This window comes from Leptolyngbya sp. Heron Island J (assembly GCF_000482245.1).
Lineage (GTDB): Bacteria > Cyanobacteriota > Cyanobacteriia > Phormidesmidales > Phormidesmidaceae > Leptothoe.
This window is the reverse complement of the sequence record NZ_AWNH01000049.1, coordinates 1-15865: the sequence shown is the minus strand read 5'-3', so window position 1 is coordinate 15865 and position 15865 is coordinate 1. Positions and strand designations below refer to the sequence as shown.

Annotated in this window: 14 protein-coding genes; 6 read left to right on the top strand and 8 right to left on the bottom strand. The window is 48.7% G+C overall.

All coding sequences use genetic code 11. From position 1 onward, the window contains the following. Nucleotides 1–42: 42 nt before the first annotated feature. Both rsgA and N836_RS54090 read right to left on the bottom strand, forming a co-directional pair. Nucleotides 43–486, bottom strand: a complete 444-nt coding sequence (gene rsgA / locus N836_RS0138250; protein ID WP_023073196.1) for a GTPase RsgA — start codon at nt 484–486, stop codon at nt 43–45. Nucleotides 487–601: 115 nt separating this feature from the next. Then, nucleotides 602–1945: a beta-propeller fold lactonase family protein gene (locus tag N836_RS54090; protein WP_023073195.1), complete on the bottom strand. Its 1344-nt coding sequence runs from the start codon at nt 1943–1945 to the stop codon at nt 602–604. A 188-nt stretch (nt 1946–2133) separates the two neighbouring features. On the opposite strand from N836_RS54090, the gene N836_RS54085 reads away from it, so the two are divergent. The 3 genes from N836_RS54085 (at nt 2134) to N836_RS54075 (ending at nt 5001) form a co-directional block, all read left to right on the top strand. Further along, complete coding sequence (locus N836_RS54085) at nt 2134–3048, top strand: LysR family transcriptional regulator (RefSeq protein WP_023073194.1); 915 nt, start codon at nt 2134–2136, stop codon at nt 3046–3048. A gap of 326 nt (nt 3049–3374) precedes the next feature. Further along, entirely contained in the window at nt 3375–3956 is a 582-nt protein-coding gene (locus N836_RS54080) for an antibiotic biosynthesis monooxygenase (protein WP_023073193.1), read from the top strand. Nucleotides 3957–4098: 142 nt separating this feature from the next. Next, nucleotides 4099–5001, top strand: coding sequence for a pirin family protein (locus N836_RS54075; RefSeq protein WP_023073192.1), 903 nt, complete (start codon nt 4099–4101; stop codon nt 4999–5001). A gap of 252 nt (nt 5002–5253) precedes the next feature. Here N836_RS54075 and N836_RS0138245 read toward each other — a convergent pair whose 3' ends face one another. From N836_RS0138245 to N836_RS54060, 5 genes are all read right to left on the bottom strand, one after another. Next, the gene (locus N836_RS0138245; protein WP_023073191.1) at nt 5254–5949 is read right to left on the bottom strand and encodes a tetratricopeptide repeat protein; all 696 of its coding nucleotides are present in this window, start codon (nt 5947–5949) and stop codon (nt 5254–5256) included. Nucleotides 5950–6598: 649 nt separating this feature from the next. Beyond that, nucleotides 6599–7108, bottom strand: a complete 510-nt coding sequence (gene fldA, locus N836_RS54070; protein ID WP_023073190.1) for a flavodoxin FldA — start codon at nt 7106–7108, stop codon at nt 6599–6601. 321 nt (nt 7109–7429) lie between these two features. After that, nucleotides 7430–8893 carry a chlorophyll a/b binding light-harvesting protein gene (locus N836_RS54065; RefSeq protein ID WP_023073189.1) on the bottom strand — a complete coding sequence of 488 codons (1464 nt, stop codon included), beginning with the start codon at nt 8891–8893 and terminating at the stop codon, nt 7430–7432. 65 nt (nt 8894–8958) lie between these two features. Further along, entirely contained in the window at nt 8959–9111 is a 153-nt protein-coding gene (locus N836_RS76540) for a hypothetical protein (protein WP_161634974.1), read from the bottom strand. Nucleotides 9112–9240: 129 nt separating this feature from the next. Then, a complete protein-coding gene (locus tag N836_RS54060) occupies nt 9241–9969 on the bottom strand; it encodes a phycobilisome rod-core linker polypeptide (protein WP_327058707.1) in 729 nt (242 codons plus the stop codon). 459 nt (nt 9970–10428) lie between these two features. On the opposite strand from N836_RS54060, the gene N836_RS54055 reads away from it, so the two are divergent. The 3 genes from N836_RS54055 to N836_RS0138240 all read left to right on the top strand — a co-directional run bounded on the left by N836_RS54055 (nt 10429) and on the right by N836_RS0138240 (nt 14160). Then, nucleotides 10429–10863, top strand: a complete 435-nt coding sequence (locus N836_RS54055; RefSeq protein ID WP_023073187.1) for a ferritin-like domain-containing protein — start codon at nt 10429–10431, stop codon at nt 10861–10863. Nucleotides 10864–11392: 529 nt separating this feature from the next. Beyond that, nucleotides 11393–11962: a hypothetical protein gene (locus N836_RS54050; RefSeq protein ID WP_023073186.1), complete on the top strand. Its 570-nt coding sequence runs from the start codon at nt 11393–11395 to the stop codon at nt 11960–11962. Nucleotides 11963–12075: 113 nt separating this feature from the next. Then, on the top strand, nt 12076–14160 hold the full coding sequence (locus tag N836_RS0138240) for a tetratricopeptide repeat protein (RefSeq protein ID WP_023073185.1): 2085 nt from the start codon (nt 12076–12078) through the stop codon (nt 14158–14160). Here the strand turns inward: N836_RS0138240 and N836_RS54045 are convergent. Beyond that, complete coding sequence (locus tag N836_RS54045; protein WP_031292849.1) at nt 14145–15794, bottom strand: IS1634 family transposase; 1650 nt, start codon at nt 15792–15794, stop codon at nt 14145–14147. The genes N836_RS0138240 and N836_RS54045 overlap by 16 nt on opposite strands. Between the last annotated feature and the right edge of the window lie 71 nt (nt 15795–15865).

Here is a 15865-nt window from a genome sequence, read left to right as displayed (position 1 = left end):
GATTAATCCTGCCGATTTAACTTTGACTGCTGGCGGAATGTTTTAGTTATCGATTTCCAACGAGCCTTGGAATTGTGCTGGGCTTGTCGATCCTGGCTTGGTCAGTGTGGATTTTCCCACCCCCGAAGAACCCAACAAAGCAATCGTATGGCCTGGCTGTAGATAGGCAGTTAATGCCTCCAGATTATTTTGTTGTAGTGCGCTCAGGGGAATAATGGGCACACCCAGTGCAATGTCTTCAACCGCCAGCATCTTTTGGTCTAGATCCTCACAGATATCAGCTTTGTTGAGCACAATCACTGGATTAGCTCCACTCTCCCAGGCCATGACTAAATAGCGTTCAATTCGACGCAGGTTAAAATCCTGGTCCAAACCGCTGACCAAAAAGAGCGTATCAATATTGGCAGCAACAACTTGTGCTGCTGTTCGTGTGCCCGCTGCTTGACGAGAAAATTGGCTTTTGCGGGGCAGCACCGCTTCAATCAAGGTCTGATTGGTGTCACTTACAGGCTGAATAACAACCCAGTCACCAATGAAGCCATGCTATATATCACTCAACTGTGCTACAAGCTTGTGCCTATCTCTGTCCGTGTTCCCTAGTTTATCGAACGAGCACCAGCGAATGGGCACCGCGGGTGACGGGCACAGAATAGCGAGTCTGCACCAACATGGGCTGAGGATTGAGCGGGTCTACCGCAATTCGCCAAAAATCAATGGAGCCACCGGTAATACGATCGTCAAAGTGGTCATAGTTGGCGACGGCTAAAAATTCACCAGAGGCATCAAATGCGGCTGCTTCCGGTAGGATGCCATCGTAAGGATAGTCGGCCACTCGATTCAGCTGCCCTGTTTCTGGATCGAGGGTAATCAGCGTCAGCGATGAGAACCAGGTAATCCGCTCGTCATCATAAGGGAGATAGCTCCGTTCTAGATTGGTTGTTACCACATAGCGATCGTTGGGACTAATGGCTATCCCTTCTGGACTAACGCCGGTAATTGCCCGTGACACAAGAGCGTGGCGGGGTGCCCCGTCTGCTTGTGTGCCAGCCTCCAGACGAATACTGACAACACTGCCTCTAGGAGCCTCACTCCAAAGACCCTCCACATCTGCGCCCCAATACAGTCCATTAACAATTAAATGGCGACCATCAGAGGTAAATCGAGCCATATAAGGCGCTTTTTCGGCTTGAACAACATTGCCCCAGGGCTGAAGATCAACGTTGTCACCTTGGGTGTTCACCCGTACAAAAGAGACTTCGGCTTTAGATTCGTTCACCAGTGCCAGCACATTTTCCGTGGGGTGCCATTCCGCGTGAATCATGCGGTCTCCAGCTCTCCAGCCAGGCACCTCTGGAAAAACAGGGTCTCCCAGCTGTCCATTGTTAAACGGAATCAGCGTTAGCGGCGTTTCCTGACCAATGCCCCTGGGGTGAAAGGAAACAGTAATCAGAGAGCCATCCCGATTGATGCTAACTGAATCGGGACGCTCACCAATGGCTACATCCTGTATACGCTGGGGCTGGGTAGGGTCTGCCAAATCAAACACCTGTAGCCGATTGCTGTGGCGCAGATCGGCAAAAGTTTGTCCTGTCGCGGCTCCATCAGGTCGGGGGGTAAAGGTTTCAATCACAAGGGCATAGCGGCCATCTGGCGTGACGGCTACGGCTACTGGCGGTCCCGCCACCGAATTGCCGGCGTTGGTCTCATAAGCGTCTAAATCTCGAATATGACCATTGAGCGGAATCACACTTAGGGCATCCTCTCCTTCACGTGAGCCTAACTGGCCATCCACATAGGCTGAAGCTACCATGTCGGCATCTGAAATTGACACCAGATAACGCCCTTGAAAGTTCATGGGGGCAGCCCGGTCCTGGGCCAAACTAGCGGTTGCGGGCAGCATCAGCAAACCGATGATTGCAGATCGGATGAGAGATTTAAAGGTCATAGTGTGATTTGAAGACTGTAAAACCAAGCCTATGGGTGAGGACACTCCATATTGCCAGGGCTATTAGGCTACTAGGATGCACAAACGCCCGAATACGTCAGGATGTTTGCCGTAGCTCCACCATAAAAAGCCTGGCTATAATTTGTCCAATAGATTTTTAGCTGACTATTAATAGTCAGAAGCTATTAATGATGATTGACCTGGCAACGGCTTCTATTGAGCTACGCCACCTGCGATATTTTGTCGCGGTGGCTCAAACGCTGCACTTTGGGCGAGCGGCTGAGCGCTTAGGCATTACCCAACCGGTGCTAAGTGACCAAATCCGTCGGCTGGAAACGCTACTGGGGGTGCAGCTACTCTACCGGACCAAACGGGTGGTGCAGCTAACGGAGCCAGGCCGTATTTTTCTTGCCGATGTACTCCAGGTGCTGGCCCAGACGGATACCGCGATCGCAACCGTACGCCGCGCCGCCCAGGGTAAATTTGGCAAACTGGTGATTGGTTATACCGGCCCGGCTCTCTATACCGTGTTACCGGAGATTGTGCGAACATTTCGCGATCGCAATCCCAATGTAGAACTCACCCTCCAGGAAAACTGCACCCCCCAGCAGGAAGCCGCCCTCTTGGCTGATGAGATCCAGGTAGGTTTTTTACATCCCCCCATTGATGCCCCAGTAAAACTACAAACTGTCTTACAAGAGCCCCTGATAGTCGCCCTGCCGGAAAACCACCCGCTAGCGGCTCGGTCCACTCTCTCGATCAACGATCTGGCCTACGAGTCTTTTATTCTCTTTCCCCGTACGGTAGGACCTCATCTCTACGGCCAGATTCTGTCCCTGTGTACCCAGGCTGGTTTTACACCCAAGGTGGTGCAAGAAGTAACGCCCCAACCGACTATGGTGGGTCTAGTAGCAGCCGGTATTGGGATTGCCTTTGTCGCCACTTCAATGCAAAAGATTAGTCGACCTGGTGTGGTATACCGAAAGCTACAGGAAGAAACGCCGATCTTACAACTGGCCATGGCCTGGAAAGATGATCAAAAATCACCTGTTTTAGACTCCTTTTTGACAGTTGTTAATGATTGGGAGACTGCAGAAAAGTAAAGATCCAGGCAACTATCGGCAGCAGGCGGTGAAAGTCATCTATGGGATCGCAAGCATTGTGGTTGGCACTTTCCACATGAGCTGATGGCTCGCTGGGACGCAACGGGAAACGTATTGGTCACACCAGTGATTTTATGATGGGCTGTATATGATGGGGCCATTGGTGAGCTCCGGAGACCCAGCCCCGTTATAAACAGCGCTGTATTGTCTCCCCAAAAAAGACAGTATGTTTCTATAAAAGAATATTGTGTTTTTGCAAGAGTAAATCCACAATAGAAGTCGTATTATTGCCTAATATTGAGCTTGATCAGGAAAGTATCTGAACTATGAATACATCTTTGAGTAATGCTGAATGTGTCAGCTCACCTGACCAGCATGTTACGGCTGTTATTACCCATCAAGTTAAGGCAGGACGACAAGACGGTTACGAAGAATGGATCAAGGGTATTTCAGCCGTTGCCCGTGAGTTTGCCGGACACTTAGGAGTCAGCATCCTCCGACCTCAGCCTGGCTCATCATTGGACTACGTTATTGTGCTGCAGTTTGCGACATGTGACCACCTCACCGCCTGGCTCGGATCAGATATTCGTAATACTTGGATCGAACGGGTGAAGCCTCTGATTCAAGAACAAGAAAACATTCAGGTTTTGTCCGGTTTAGAGTCCTGGTTTCAGCTCCCCAAACAGCAAAACTCTCAAGCGCCCAAACGCTATAAACAGGCAATCTTAATTTGGGTTGGCGTCATGATTGTATCGTTAGGAGTCAGCCCTTTGATTGCCCCGTTGCTTAGTTTCTTGCCCTGGTTGCTCAAAATAGCTGTTAATGTGGCAATTACAGTCGCGCTTTTGTCCTATGTCATCATGCCTCGCTTGACTCAATGGTTTAAGGGCTGGTTGTTTGCTAACTAGTCCCTGTTTCTTGCGGTAATGAGATACAGCTGAGTCATTTTAGCTCAGAGATTTAATAGTAAGAACGATCTCTCAAGCCAAAAGTCTGACTAGCTTGATCGTTCAAATTGACTATCCACCCCAATGTTATGAAGAATCTCCTATGACCAAGTCCATCCAAAGGATCATTCAGCCCCATGTGCAAGACCTTGGTGGGTTTAGTGCTCGACGGTTATTGCCCAGTGACGAGCGTACGATGGTAGGCCCCTTTATCTTTTTTGATCATCTGGGACCTGCAATTTTTCCACCGGGTAAGGGGGTAGACGTGCGCCCTCACCCTCACATTAATCTGGCCACGGTGACATACCTGTTTGCTGGGACATTACTCCACCGTGATAGTTTAGGGACAATTCAGGAGATTCATCCTGGTGCAGTCAATTGGATGACTGCCGGTAAGGGCATTTCGCACTCGGAGCGATCGCCAGAGTGCGATCGCAACTCACAATCCACTCTCCACGGCATCCAAACCTGGGTAGCCTTACCAGAAGCATCAGAAGAAACTACCCCCTGGTTTCATCACCATCCAGCCACCGATATTCCCACCTGGGAAACCGAGGGTGTGACGATCAAGCTCATTGCAGGGGAAGCTTGCGATCGCATCTCTCCTGTCAAAACATTTTCACCCATCCTTTATTTGGATCTACAGTTTCCGATCGGGGGTAGCTTCACCTTAACCACTGGCTACAGTGAACGCGCTGTTTACACTGTTACTGAGGGACTGACCGTCGATGGACAACCCGTAGACCAGCATCGTATGGTGATGTTAGCACCTGAGCAAGCTATTGAAATCACCTCAGGGACTGCTGGTCGCTGTATGGTCATCGGTGGAGAACCCCTAGGAACACGATATAAATGGTGGAATTTTGTTTCTAGCCGACAAGACCGAATTGAGCAAGCAAAACAGGACTGGCAAGATTGGCAGTTTGGTCAGGTGCCTGAAGAAACTGAGTTCATCCCATTGCCGGATCAGGCCGATTGGTTCACTACCGCTGATAAACAGCATTAGCTCAAGATACTGACAGTTTGCTCTTCGCTTTCACAAATCAATTCTCTCAATTTTTTAGCCGATAATATGACAGGGAGGGCAGAGGGCTACAGCAGCAGACCCAGAGAATTCAGATTGAAACACGCCTATCTGCGCTGATAGAACTAGCTGATTGCATCCCCTTATCGACTGAATATCCTGACACGTTTGGGACTACCTGAATCTTTACCTGGTTAGCACTACTATTTTCGCTAGTTTACAGCCCTGGGTGAGCTATTCCGCAGGATTAGCCTCTTCAGCTGCCTCTTCAGGTGATTCCTCAGGTGATTCTGTAGATACATCTTCGCTATTCTCAAGCGCAGCTTCCGCTAACGCTAAGTTATCGCGAGCTGCTTGAAAATCAGGTGCAAGTTCCAATGCTCGGCTATAGGCAACAACGGCTTCTTCATATCGTTCTAGATCAAAAAGCACAGTGCCCAGGTTATTGTATGCCTGAACATAGTTAGGATTTATTTCTATAGCTTTGGCATAGACGCCGACGGCCTGCTCTGCTGGCAAAAGATTACCTAAGTTTACATAGGCCTCAGGTAATTCTGGATTCAACTCGATAGCTCGTTCATAGGCTGCAATCGCCTCTTCATAGTCTTCTTGAAGGGCAAGTACCGTACCCAGGTTATTGTACGTATCTGCACTCTCCCCATCGATTTCTAAGGCTTGTCGGTAGGCATCAGCCGCTTCTTCTGGCCTACCAAGCTGATACAGGGTCGCCCCCAAATTGTTATAGGCATCAGCATTTTGAGGATCAATTTCAAGCATCTGCTGCCAGGCCATGGCTGCCGCCTCATATTCCCCAGCACGATATGCCTCTAAACCTTGCTGTGCAAGCTCTTCAGCAGACTGCGCCATCGCCGGTAGCGGACTCAATAGTAAAGATAGCAGCAAAAGTGGAATAGATTTACGTAGAAACATCGATCAATTGTCCGCTAGCTACAGCATTAAGCATAGCAACTATTGAGATTGATTCTCAAGCTTAAACTAATAGCTGCAATACTTGATCTACGAGGGAATGAGGATTCAATTAGGTTCTATCTTTTGCCCTACAGGCGTTCCATAGAACGCCTCTGCAGACAACATTTTTAGATCTGATAAAATCTTGCCCCCTAGGTTGACTATCCCTATTGACAGCACTGATATGAATCACGGCCTTACTTAAATTAGGGATTGTGATTCTATGACGAGACTAGTATTGTAACTACCGATTGGAGTATATTGCCCGTTTTGAGACCTATTTTGCCCTCACACGTATCTAAAATCCAAAAAAGACTCATCTCTACTTAGTAGAGATGAGTTGGCATGGATCTAGAGGAACCCATAGTTGAGAGAGCACTATACAAAGCTGTTTAATCCAATGGAAAATGCCAGGACAACAACAGTCGTAAATCCGGCCATAGTAGTCTCATAATAGGAAGGTAAGGAGGAGCTGATGCAATCATCCCTAACAAGAATTAGAAAAGGTCGATGGCTTTCTGGCTAACCATGGGCGTCCTGGATTTGACATACCCTAACCCATCGACCATGAAGAGAAAAAGCTACCTAAAGAGAGGAAAAACCAGGTAGCTTAAAGCGACATTTCTTGCTTAATCTGAGTGGCCCAGGTTTTAATGCGGTTCTCGGTCTTCTCAGACTCATTGTCTTCATCAATTGCCAGACCACAAAACTTGTTACCATCGCGAATTGCCAGCGACGCTTCGTGCTCATAGCCATCTGCAGACCAGTACCCAACGGTCTTACCACCTAGACTAGAGATTTTCTCCTCTAGCTGTCCCATGGCATCCATAAAATTGTCAGCATAGCCAACTTGGTCTCCAGTACCCAGGTAGGCTACGGTTTTGCCACTAAAATCCACATCATCTAAATCATCAAACACGGCTGCCCAATCATCCTGCAGTTCACCAATATTCCAGGTGGGACAGGCAATGATCAAATATTCATAACCCGCTAGAGCATCTGCATCTTCAATTTCAACTAGATCTACTACAGAGTCACCCCCCAGTGCTGCTTGAACTTGCTCAGCAGCATCAGCGGTCTTCCCAGTAGTGGACCCATAAAATAAACCTACTTTGGCCATAACGACTCCCTTAGTCAAGTTGAAGAAAGTGGAGACCATAACGCGACGGAGTCATAGCCTCCTGACGAATTCCCATCTAATTGATAATCAAATTCAACTAGACTTGCCTCTAGATGAGTATACATGGAATTAAGTTATTGAGAACTATTCTTTTTAAACAGAGTTGGCAATTTGCTACACTCTCCCCCAGGAGCTAACGCATTTACCCCTGCTAGACCCAGCGGCGCATCAGCTCAGACAAAACTTGAAGCAAGCCCCCTCCGGAGGCTTGCTGACATCACGTTCTCAGGTGCTAAACGCCATACCTAAATGACAGGCACATTAGCCCACCGAACTCTGAATGGTCAGTAGCAAATCACCATTACTCACCAGCAGATAGGCAAACAATGCGCCACCAGAACCACCCACAAAAAAACTGGTGGCAAATTGACTCCAACCCTCGGCTGATTTCAAATTTTCAGGGAGTTCGCCAGCTACGGGCTGATTTGGCACAAAGGCAGCTCTACCATATAGGGAAAGCCCCAAAGTGAGGATTACTATCAAGCCACAGGCCGATAATAATCCAGCTAAGTCAGCTGAGTCTGTATTGCGTAGAGGCCCCAAAAGTGCAAAGGGACCAAACAGAAAATATCCATGGGCCATACCCACCTCTAGCCCCCGAGAAAAGGGGGACAGTCCCGGACGATAAATGGGCAGATTATTGATCCACAGCAAGCTCAAATCAGAACTGTTGAGGGGGGTGTTCATGTTACCCATCTCGGGATTGTAGCTCAGCACAAAGTCACCCTTGCCAAAGTTATAGCCCTGAGCTTCAGCCCTGGCGCGCACAGCGTGCCAGAGATGTCCTGCCAGCAACAATCCCCCAAAGGCAAAGTGAAACGCGGCTAACCAGGTACGCACAGGAACCACATCGGCATTACCTAGAAAGCCCAGGGGACCATAGAACACTTCTGGATAGGCTGTATCGTTAACCGTGACAAAGTAACCCGCAAAAATGCCCATGTAGGCCAACGCACCCAAGCTGTAAGACAAATAGGCTTCGCCGCTGTAGACCAGTACTTGCTTAGCCCAGCCAAAGGGACGGGTGGCAATATGCCAGATCCCGCCCAGGACGCACATCAAGCCAACCCAGACATGGCCCCCGACAATGTCCTCCAGATTATCCACTGCTGCCATGCCAGCTTCGCCATGGGAACCGATCAAATAGCCAAAAATCTCCCCAGCACCCAGGGTGGGATTGTCTACCACCCGCATAGCCCCTAAGTCAGGGTCATATAATCCTCCGCCAAACATGGCTTGAGCTACCAGTAACCAGGCACCCAGCCCCAGTAGCACCAGGTGAATCCCAATAATCGTGGTCATCTTGCGGTCATCTTTCCAGTCATAACCAAAAAACCCCGCAAAGGACCCGTCTTGTTTTAACTGATCTGGTCCCAAAAATGAGTGATAGATTCCCCCTGCGCCTAACACAGCTGAGGCCACTAAGTGGAACATACCAATGGCGAGAAAGGGATAGGTATCGACAATGATGCCGCCCTCACCGATGCCCAAACCATATGTAGCCAGGTGTGGCAGTAGGATCAGCCCCTGATCGTACATGGGCACATCTGGACTGTAACGAGACAGTTCAAATAAGGTCATTGCTCCCGCCCAAAGGGTGATGAGCCCAGCATGAGCCACATGGGCTCCCAGAAGTTTGCCAGAAAAATCGACGAATCGAGCGTTACCAGCCCACCAGCCCACCCGCTGGGAAACTGGCCGACTACTCATTGCAGTTGCAGTCATGATTTACCTTTAATTTCGCTTATTGGAAAAATGCCTAGCCCTTTAACTGGCTAATAGCCACTTGTTCAGTTGGTGCAGCCACACGACCGCCCACATCCTGGATCACCTGGCCCTAGGCAGAAATGAGCCTTCGCTAGCCATTCCCGTGATGAGCAACCGTCTACCGATAATGTGCTGACCCAATAGGGCACCCGGTCAGTTGCAACAGACGTGGTCATAGTGATGAGTCCTGTAGTCAAAAAGTGAGTCTTATTGACTTTAAATGTCAATAAGACTCAAGTAAACTCTAATTGATCCTCAGCTTATTGAGAACACTTCCTTTTTTAACTTTTGTGACGTACTACCTTTTACGGCGAAACAATGGGAACAACCACAATCAAGTAGAGTACTGAAAAGGCCACCAGACTAGCTGTTACATACGCTAAGGGTGACGTAGGCGCTTTTGGAAACTCCCACCAGTAGAGTCCCCGTGGTTTTGACACATAGTCATGTCCTAGCTCAATTAACTGCTCTAAATGGTCAGAACCATAACGAGCCATACGCGCAAAGGGCCATTCGCCAGTCTCACGTTGAGGTAAGATGCGTCGCCGTTGATAGGGCACAATGTCATCACCAAACGCCTCTAAATATTCCTCACTGCCTAATAGAGCATCAATAAACCCAGTTAAACCTTGAGTTGCTAATACAATCGACCAGGATCGAGCTTCGGCCTGATTGTAAATATCTCGACCCAAAATACGCTGAATACACAGTTGAACAAACCGATAGTTGTTATTGCAGTCATAAACATAGCGACGAAAACTGTCCGCTGTGGTCAGTCCTCGAATAAACTCCAACACTGTAATCTGGTTACTTCTCAGTTGTGATTCCAAAAATCGCTGACGATGATAGGTAATTGTCTGCTGTTCATTAAATATTTGTCGATAGGCTGCGTAAATCAGCGCATCCATCTCTTGGGATTGCAATAAATTGTTAGTGGAATAAATCTTGGGGCTCTCTTCATTGCCAATATCTAGAGCTGAAACTCTGATATTTTGAGACGTTGGATTATAGTCCAATACTGGAATAGGCATCATTTTATCTCCTAAGTAATTGTGTTATGAAAAAGCCATTTAACGGCTGGCAGCAGATATAAAATTTCTGACGCTTTGCTATCCTTGCTATCTCAATTTGGATCAATGGATAAAGCTACACCAGGGTACACCTGTAGATTGAGAGAACAGCCAGCACAGGAATTTAGAAGAAACATGAAACAACCTGGAGACATCCCCAAGTTCTGATTAACCAGCGATTAACGGCTACCTGTTCAGCTTTAGATTAGGGTCATAACAATATTAAAGCAATAATGACAGTAATTCTCAATAATTTCATAATTCTGACCTGCTAAGTGACATCCACTTCGACGCTCCCCTACTCAAGCCCTGCAAAAGATCTCAAGTTTGGAGAGGTGGGGGTTCAAGCCTAATTCATCCCCCGATTTACCAACGCCGATTCCGCGCTTATAATCAGAATTCGTTGATGCTTGCTATACCTGTATGAAAGATCTCGATACTCAACAAACCATTGAGCTACTCAACCAAATTATGGAATTTGAGCTGGCTGGTGTGGTGCGCTACACCCACTGCTCATTAATGGCGACTGGGCCTAATCGAATTCCGATTGTAGATTTTTTTAAGGCTCAGGCCAATGAGTCATTACTCCATGCTCAAGAAGCTGGGGAGATCATCACTGGGTTAGAAGGTCATCCTAACCAGAAAATTTCGACCATTGAAGAAAATAATCGTCATTCAGTTAGAGACCTCTTATCAGAGAGTCTCAACCATGAACAAAAGGCTTTAGATATGTATAAAAAACTGCTAGATGTGGTTCAAGACGCCAGCATTTATTTAGAAGAATATACCCGCACCAAAATTGGACAAGAAGAAATGCACACGCTCGAAATTAAAAAAATGCTGCGCGATTATAGTTGATTGCTGCATAATGGCGCTACACAGATTGCATTAAACGTGTGAGCTTTAGGTTTGCTAGAAATGTTTCACCCCGTGGGCAGTGAAGGCGATCCGTTTGAGCCAAACCAGATTGTGAAGGCCAGGGAACGCTTGGACGAATACGGTTGATATGCGAGTATTGCCTGCCTGGTGGGCATTTGACCACGTCCAAGCACCCAGAGATACTGGCGCAAATAATCCAGGAATTGGGACTGCAACAATAGTGTGTTGATTCCGACAAAAAACATAATTTGCGGTGATTCGGCGCTCTATACAGTAGGGCAGCTCTTGATGACAGAATGTTGATTTTGAGGACTTTAGCAAGAGCTCAGGGGTGGAAACTGGAAGTTTCGCTTCGTAATGGTTTTATCTCTTCAGCTTGATATAGAGCGATAATGAGGGTAGAGAATTTGAGCTGCGTGCCGTCTGCTTGAGGGTAGCGATCGCAGCGGGTGCATCTTTTGCTTCCTATATGAATCCGAGCATCGGGCAGTAGGACAAGGAGGTATTCATGAAACCTTTGCACTCTATTACGACCTGTCTAACCAGTTTTACGCTTTTGATGGGTACTGTGGTTGGTTGGAGTTATCCTGCCCAAGCAACAGCCCTAACACCACCGACTATTCCGACTACTGAACTAGCAGCGCTGAAGGCCTCACCAGGGTTTTCAGATGCTGACTATGCTACTGCTTCAAGCCTAGTTCAAGCAGGATTTGACGCCGCACTCTCATCTGGTGAAGTCGAACAGGCCTTTGAGAAATGGTTAGACGCCATGATTCCCGAGCTTGCTGACGAGATCCGGAACTCCCCAGCAATGCCTGCATTTGTCGCAATTTTCGAATCCTTTGGAGATTGGCAGTCCTATGAAATGCTGGGGACCATTTCGCTAACAAGTTCTGAAACCCCGTTCAGGACACAGCTAGTTTACGTCAAAGTCTTGACCGAAAGCCGCCCAATCTTCTGGCAGTTCCTGGTGCTTGAAGATTCAGAAGGCTGGAAAATCGCTGGCTTCAATGGCCATGAAAATCGAGATGAAATCATTCAGGATTTATTTTTGATGATGCTTGACATTGAGAAGTAAGAGGGTGGGTCGCATGTCAATAAAAGCATGCATCTCAAAACGCTGAAATGCATAACGTTGAACTTAAGCAATCAAGACCAGCTGGAAGTAGCCTGCCCCATGGCAATTGTTGGATGCTTCAGCTACTAATAGTTGGGGTTGTCGGGGTTTTGGCTGGGTTACCCAGACTTGTCATCGGCCAGACGCTCACTGCTTATGCCGAAGAAGAAACAACCAACTCCACTCCTACACAACAAGACGAATCAGAGGAGACAACCAATTCCGCTCCCGTACTACAAGACGAATCAGCAGATACTGACGATCTGACTGAGTTTACTGTTATCGGCAATCTGGATGATGGTGACAAGACCTTGAGGGACGGTAAATATTACGACGAGTTTATCTATGATGGAGCGGAATCTGGGGATCAGATTACCGTTGATTTGAGTAGCAGTGAGTTTGACACCTATCTCTCTCTTGAAACAGAATTCCCATTGATTTGCATTCCAGATCCTTGGGGTGGAGTTTCCTGTTCAGGAGGTGATTTTTTGCGTGTCATGGATGATAACGATAGCGGTATTGGCAACAATGCGAGGATGATACTGGGCTTCGGCGGTTTCTTCGCAGGCTTAGAGGGCAAATTCAGCCCATATCTTGACCAAAAAATTATTGTGACCTCTGCTCAACCAGGCGAATCAGGCAGTTACACGCTCACTGTGCAAAAAACAACCCCAACGGACCTGGAATGGAAAGAAGCGGAACAGCTAGAGCAAGAGGTGATCTGGCTCAAAGATCAAGGCAATTTCTTGGCTGCCACGCCTCTGGCAGAGCGTGCTCTGGCAATCAAGGAAACTATTTTAGAACCAGAGCACCTGGATATCGCTACCAGCCTCGAAAGACTGGCAGAGCTCTATAGTGCTTTGGGCAACTACCGCGAGGCAGAATCTCTCTATCAGCGGGCCTTAGAGATCCAGAAAAATGCACAAGGGACAACATCTCCAGATGTGGCGACCGATCTGCGGAGTCTGGCAGGACTGCATAGGGCCCAGGGCAATTACCGTGAGGCCGAACAGCTGTTGCAGCAAGTATTAGAAATCCAAGAAAAAGAGTTGGGGAACATGCACCCGGACGTCGCTGTTAGTTTGCAAACCCTGGCAGATCTCTATAGTGCTTTGGGTAATTATTATGCAGCAGAACCACTTGTGCAGCGGGCCTTGAACATTCAAGAAACAAGATTGGGGGACGAGCACCCGGATGTTGCCCGCAGTCTCCGTAGCCTGGCAGGGCTATACCAGGCCCAGGGCAATTACCGTGACGCCGAACCACTCCTGCAGCGGGCCCTGGACATTCAAAAGGAAACGCTGGGGGACGAGCACCCGGATATTGCCCGCAGTCTCCGTAGCTTGGCAGAGCTATATCAGGCCCAGGGCAACTACCGTGACGCCGAACCACTCCTACGAAAGGCTCTGGACATTCAAGAAACAATGCTGGGCTCAGAGTCTCCAGAGGTGGCCACTAACCTCCACAGTTTGGCAGAGCTATACAGTGCTTTAGGAGACTATCGTAAAACTGAGTCTCACCTGCAGCGGGCTTTAGAAATCCGAGAGCAGGCACTTGGGACCGAGCATCCAGATGTGGCGATGAACCTCCATAGTTTGGCAAGGCTCTATCAGGTTCAAGGAGAAGCAGACCGGGCTATGGATGTTGAGACTCGGGCCATCAGCATTGATGAAAAAAATATCGCCATTATCCTGGCTGCCAGGTCTGAAGCGCAACAACTCGCATATCTGGAAACTCTGGTTGGCACCCTCAATGGAACAGTCTCACTACATCTCCAAGGTGCGCCTGAGAATCCTGCGGCAGCTCGTCTGGCGCTGACTACAATCCTGCGGCGTAAAGGTCTGATCCTCGATACGGTTACCCATGGTTTGCAAACGTTGCGCCAGAACCTGAACCCCGAAGACCAATCCTTACTCAACCAGCTGACGGCCAAGCGCTCCCAACTATCGGATGTGCTTTTCCGACGCTGGTTTACAGGGGGAATACATGACAGACGCATGATCGCGGCTCTCCAGGCTGAGATTGATCAACTGGAAGCAACCCTGGCTCGCCGCAGTGGTGAATTCCGCAGCCAAACGCAAACAGTGACATTAGAGCCGACATTCCGCCCTCTTAAGTGGCACATTGACAATAATGCGTTTTCTCAACAGAGTAAGTAGTAGGCTTGTGAAGCAGAGCCAAGGAAACGCAGAATGTTTCGGTGATTTTCGGTCAGATTTACGATCTGCTGTTGGCCATTAATACTGACCATATGAATGGCCATGAAACATTGAAAGACCCATCGTAGCGTCGGCGTTTCAGTCAGTTTACCAAGTTGGTTAGGCAGGGTTTCATGGGCAACTTTCAAAGCATTTCGAAGTTGTCGCTGGCCTAGATTATAGACCAGTAAACACAGGCCCATAATCATCCCCAACGCCATGATGCGCTCAGGGGATTTAAGAAAGACACTGGAGGTGAAAAATAATGGGTCTTTTAGAAACCGAAACCCTCGCTCGGTGCCCTGTTGCGCCTTATATTCGGAGAGAATCTCATCGGTTGAAAGGTGGATTGAGTCAGTGTCTGCCTCCTCCAGAGGGATCTCAGGTGATGCCAAGACATTGGTGGCCAGGATAAATCGTCCTGCTCTGCGCCGTTGCAGGGCGTCGGCCTCAGGGTCGAGTGTCAAGGTGGCCTGAACGTGATAGCTCACGGAGGTCGGTGGGGCGGTTTTGGCCGGTCGTCCGGGGTGGCCATAGTGAGCCTGTTTAACGATGTTAGAGTCCGTGATGAGATGGTAGTTTAAGGTCTTCTCAAACCGCTCTACTGCCTTCTGGGCATCCGCTTCACACGCAAACGGTTGATGGCTAAGACGGTCTAACTCAGTTTGTTTGCGTTGGGTGGATTTGGCGCACCGCTTCTCCCATTGTTTCAAGTCCGAGGCTTGACGGTGGCTCGATTCAACCACAATCCACCGTTGCTGTACATCGCCATAGGTGCAACACACCTCAGCGATGCGATACCCGTCGCGCTGACTGGGACGAAAAGCACTGTCGTCGATGTCTTCAATCAGGGCATTGGCTTGGGCCAGGGTTAACGGTACCCGAGAGATCCACCGCAAGCTTCCCAATTGCTGCACATTATCGGCACTGTAGAGCGCCGAATCGGCAACATGGACCCCTTCAAACTCCCATTGTTGCTGGAACTCGCCGAGGAGTCCGGCAAAGCGAGCTTTATCCGATTGATTCCCATCGGCCAGTTCGAGGAAGGCTGGGATATCGCCATCTCCCCAGCACACCAGATTCATCACAAACTGTTTCAAGTCAGGGCGATGGTCACGCGAATAGCCATGGCAGACTTGAATCGGCACCGTTGCGGCTAGGGAACCCGTATCAGTCGATTGTACATAGTCCCCAGACACACTCATCGACGTGGCATCTAAGTGGGCTCGCTCACAGCTAACGTCAAAGCGCTTGACGGCTTCCAGGCAAATGGCCAAAAACACAGATGTGATGCCCGTTTGATAGAGACGATCTAACACACGCCCTAAGCGATCATCATTCAGATACTGAGGCAAGACATCGGAGCCTAGCAGATGCTCGGTGGCTTTGCTTTCGAAAAACTGCTCGAACAAATACAACGGGGCAGATACAAACCCCAACCCATTCAAGATCATCGCTTTTACTGCTATCCCGGCGCTGATCTGCTCATGCGGATCTTGGCCAAGACACTCATTGATGGTCTCAACCACACCCAGCTCATCGACAATACCCGCGACGATGCCTAGATGGTCTACGGTTTGGACGACGATATCGATAAGAGGCTACCCTTTGCGACGATGTTGACGTGTATCATCGCTCATTATTCCAAATGTGACAATCCAGAGGG

Coding starts and splice junctions, on each gene's coding strand:
- N836_RS54090 (WP_023073195.1), bottom strand. CDS start 1,945: ATGACCTTTAAATCTCTCATCCGATCTGCAATCATCGGTTTGCTGATG.
- N836_RS54085 (WP_023073194.1), top strand. CDS start 2,134: ATGATGATTGACCTGGCAACGGCTTCTATTGAGCTACGCCACCTGCGA.
- N836_RS54080 (WP_023073193.1), top strand. CDS start 3,375: ATGAATACATCTTTGAGTAATGCTGAATGTGTCAGCTCACCTGACCAG.
- N836_RS54075 (WP_023073192.1), top strand. CDS start 4,099: ATGACCAAGTCCATCCAAAGGATCATTCAGCCCCATGTGCAAGACCTT.
- N836_RS0138245 (WP_023073191.1), bottom strand. CDS start 5,949: ATGTTTCTACGTAAATCTATTCCACTTTTGCTGCTATCTTTACTATTG.
- fldA (WP_023073190.1), bottom strand. CDS start 7,108: ATGGCCAAAGTAGGTTTATTTTATGGGTCCACTACTGGGAAGACCGCT.
- N836_RS54065 (WP_023073189.1), bottom strand. CDS start 8,893: ATGACTGCAACTGCAATGAGTAGTCGGCCAGTTTCCCAGCGGGTGGGC.
- N836_RS76540 (WP_161634974.1), bottom strand. CDS start 9,111: ATGACCACGTCTGTTGCAACTGACCGGGTGCCCTATTGGGTCAGCACA.
- N836_RS54060 (WP_327058707.1), bottom strand. CDS start 9,969: ATGATGCCTATTCCAGTATTGGACTATAATCCAACGTCTCAAAATATC.
- N836_RS54055 (WP_023073187.1), top strand. CDS start 10,429: ATGAAAGATCTCGATACTCAACAAACCATTGAGCTACTCAACCAAATT.
- N836_RS54050 (WP_023073186.1), top strand. CDS start 11,393: ATGAAACCTTTGCACTCTATTACGACCTGTCTAACCAGTTTTACGCTT.
- N836_RS0138240 (WP_023073185.1), top strand. CDS start 12,076: ATGCTTCAGCTACTAATAGTTGGGGTTGTCGGGGTTTTGGCTGGGTTA.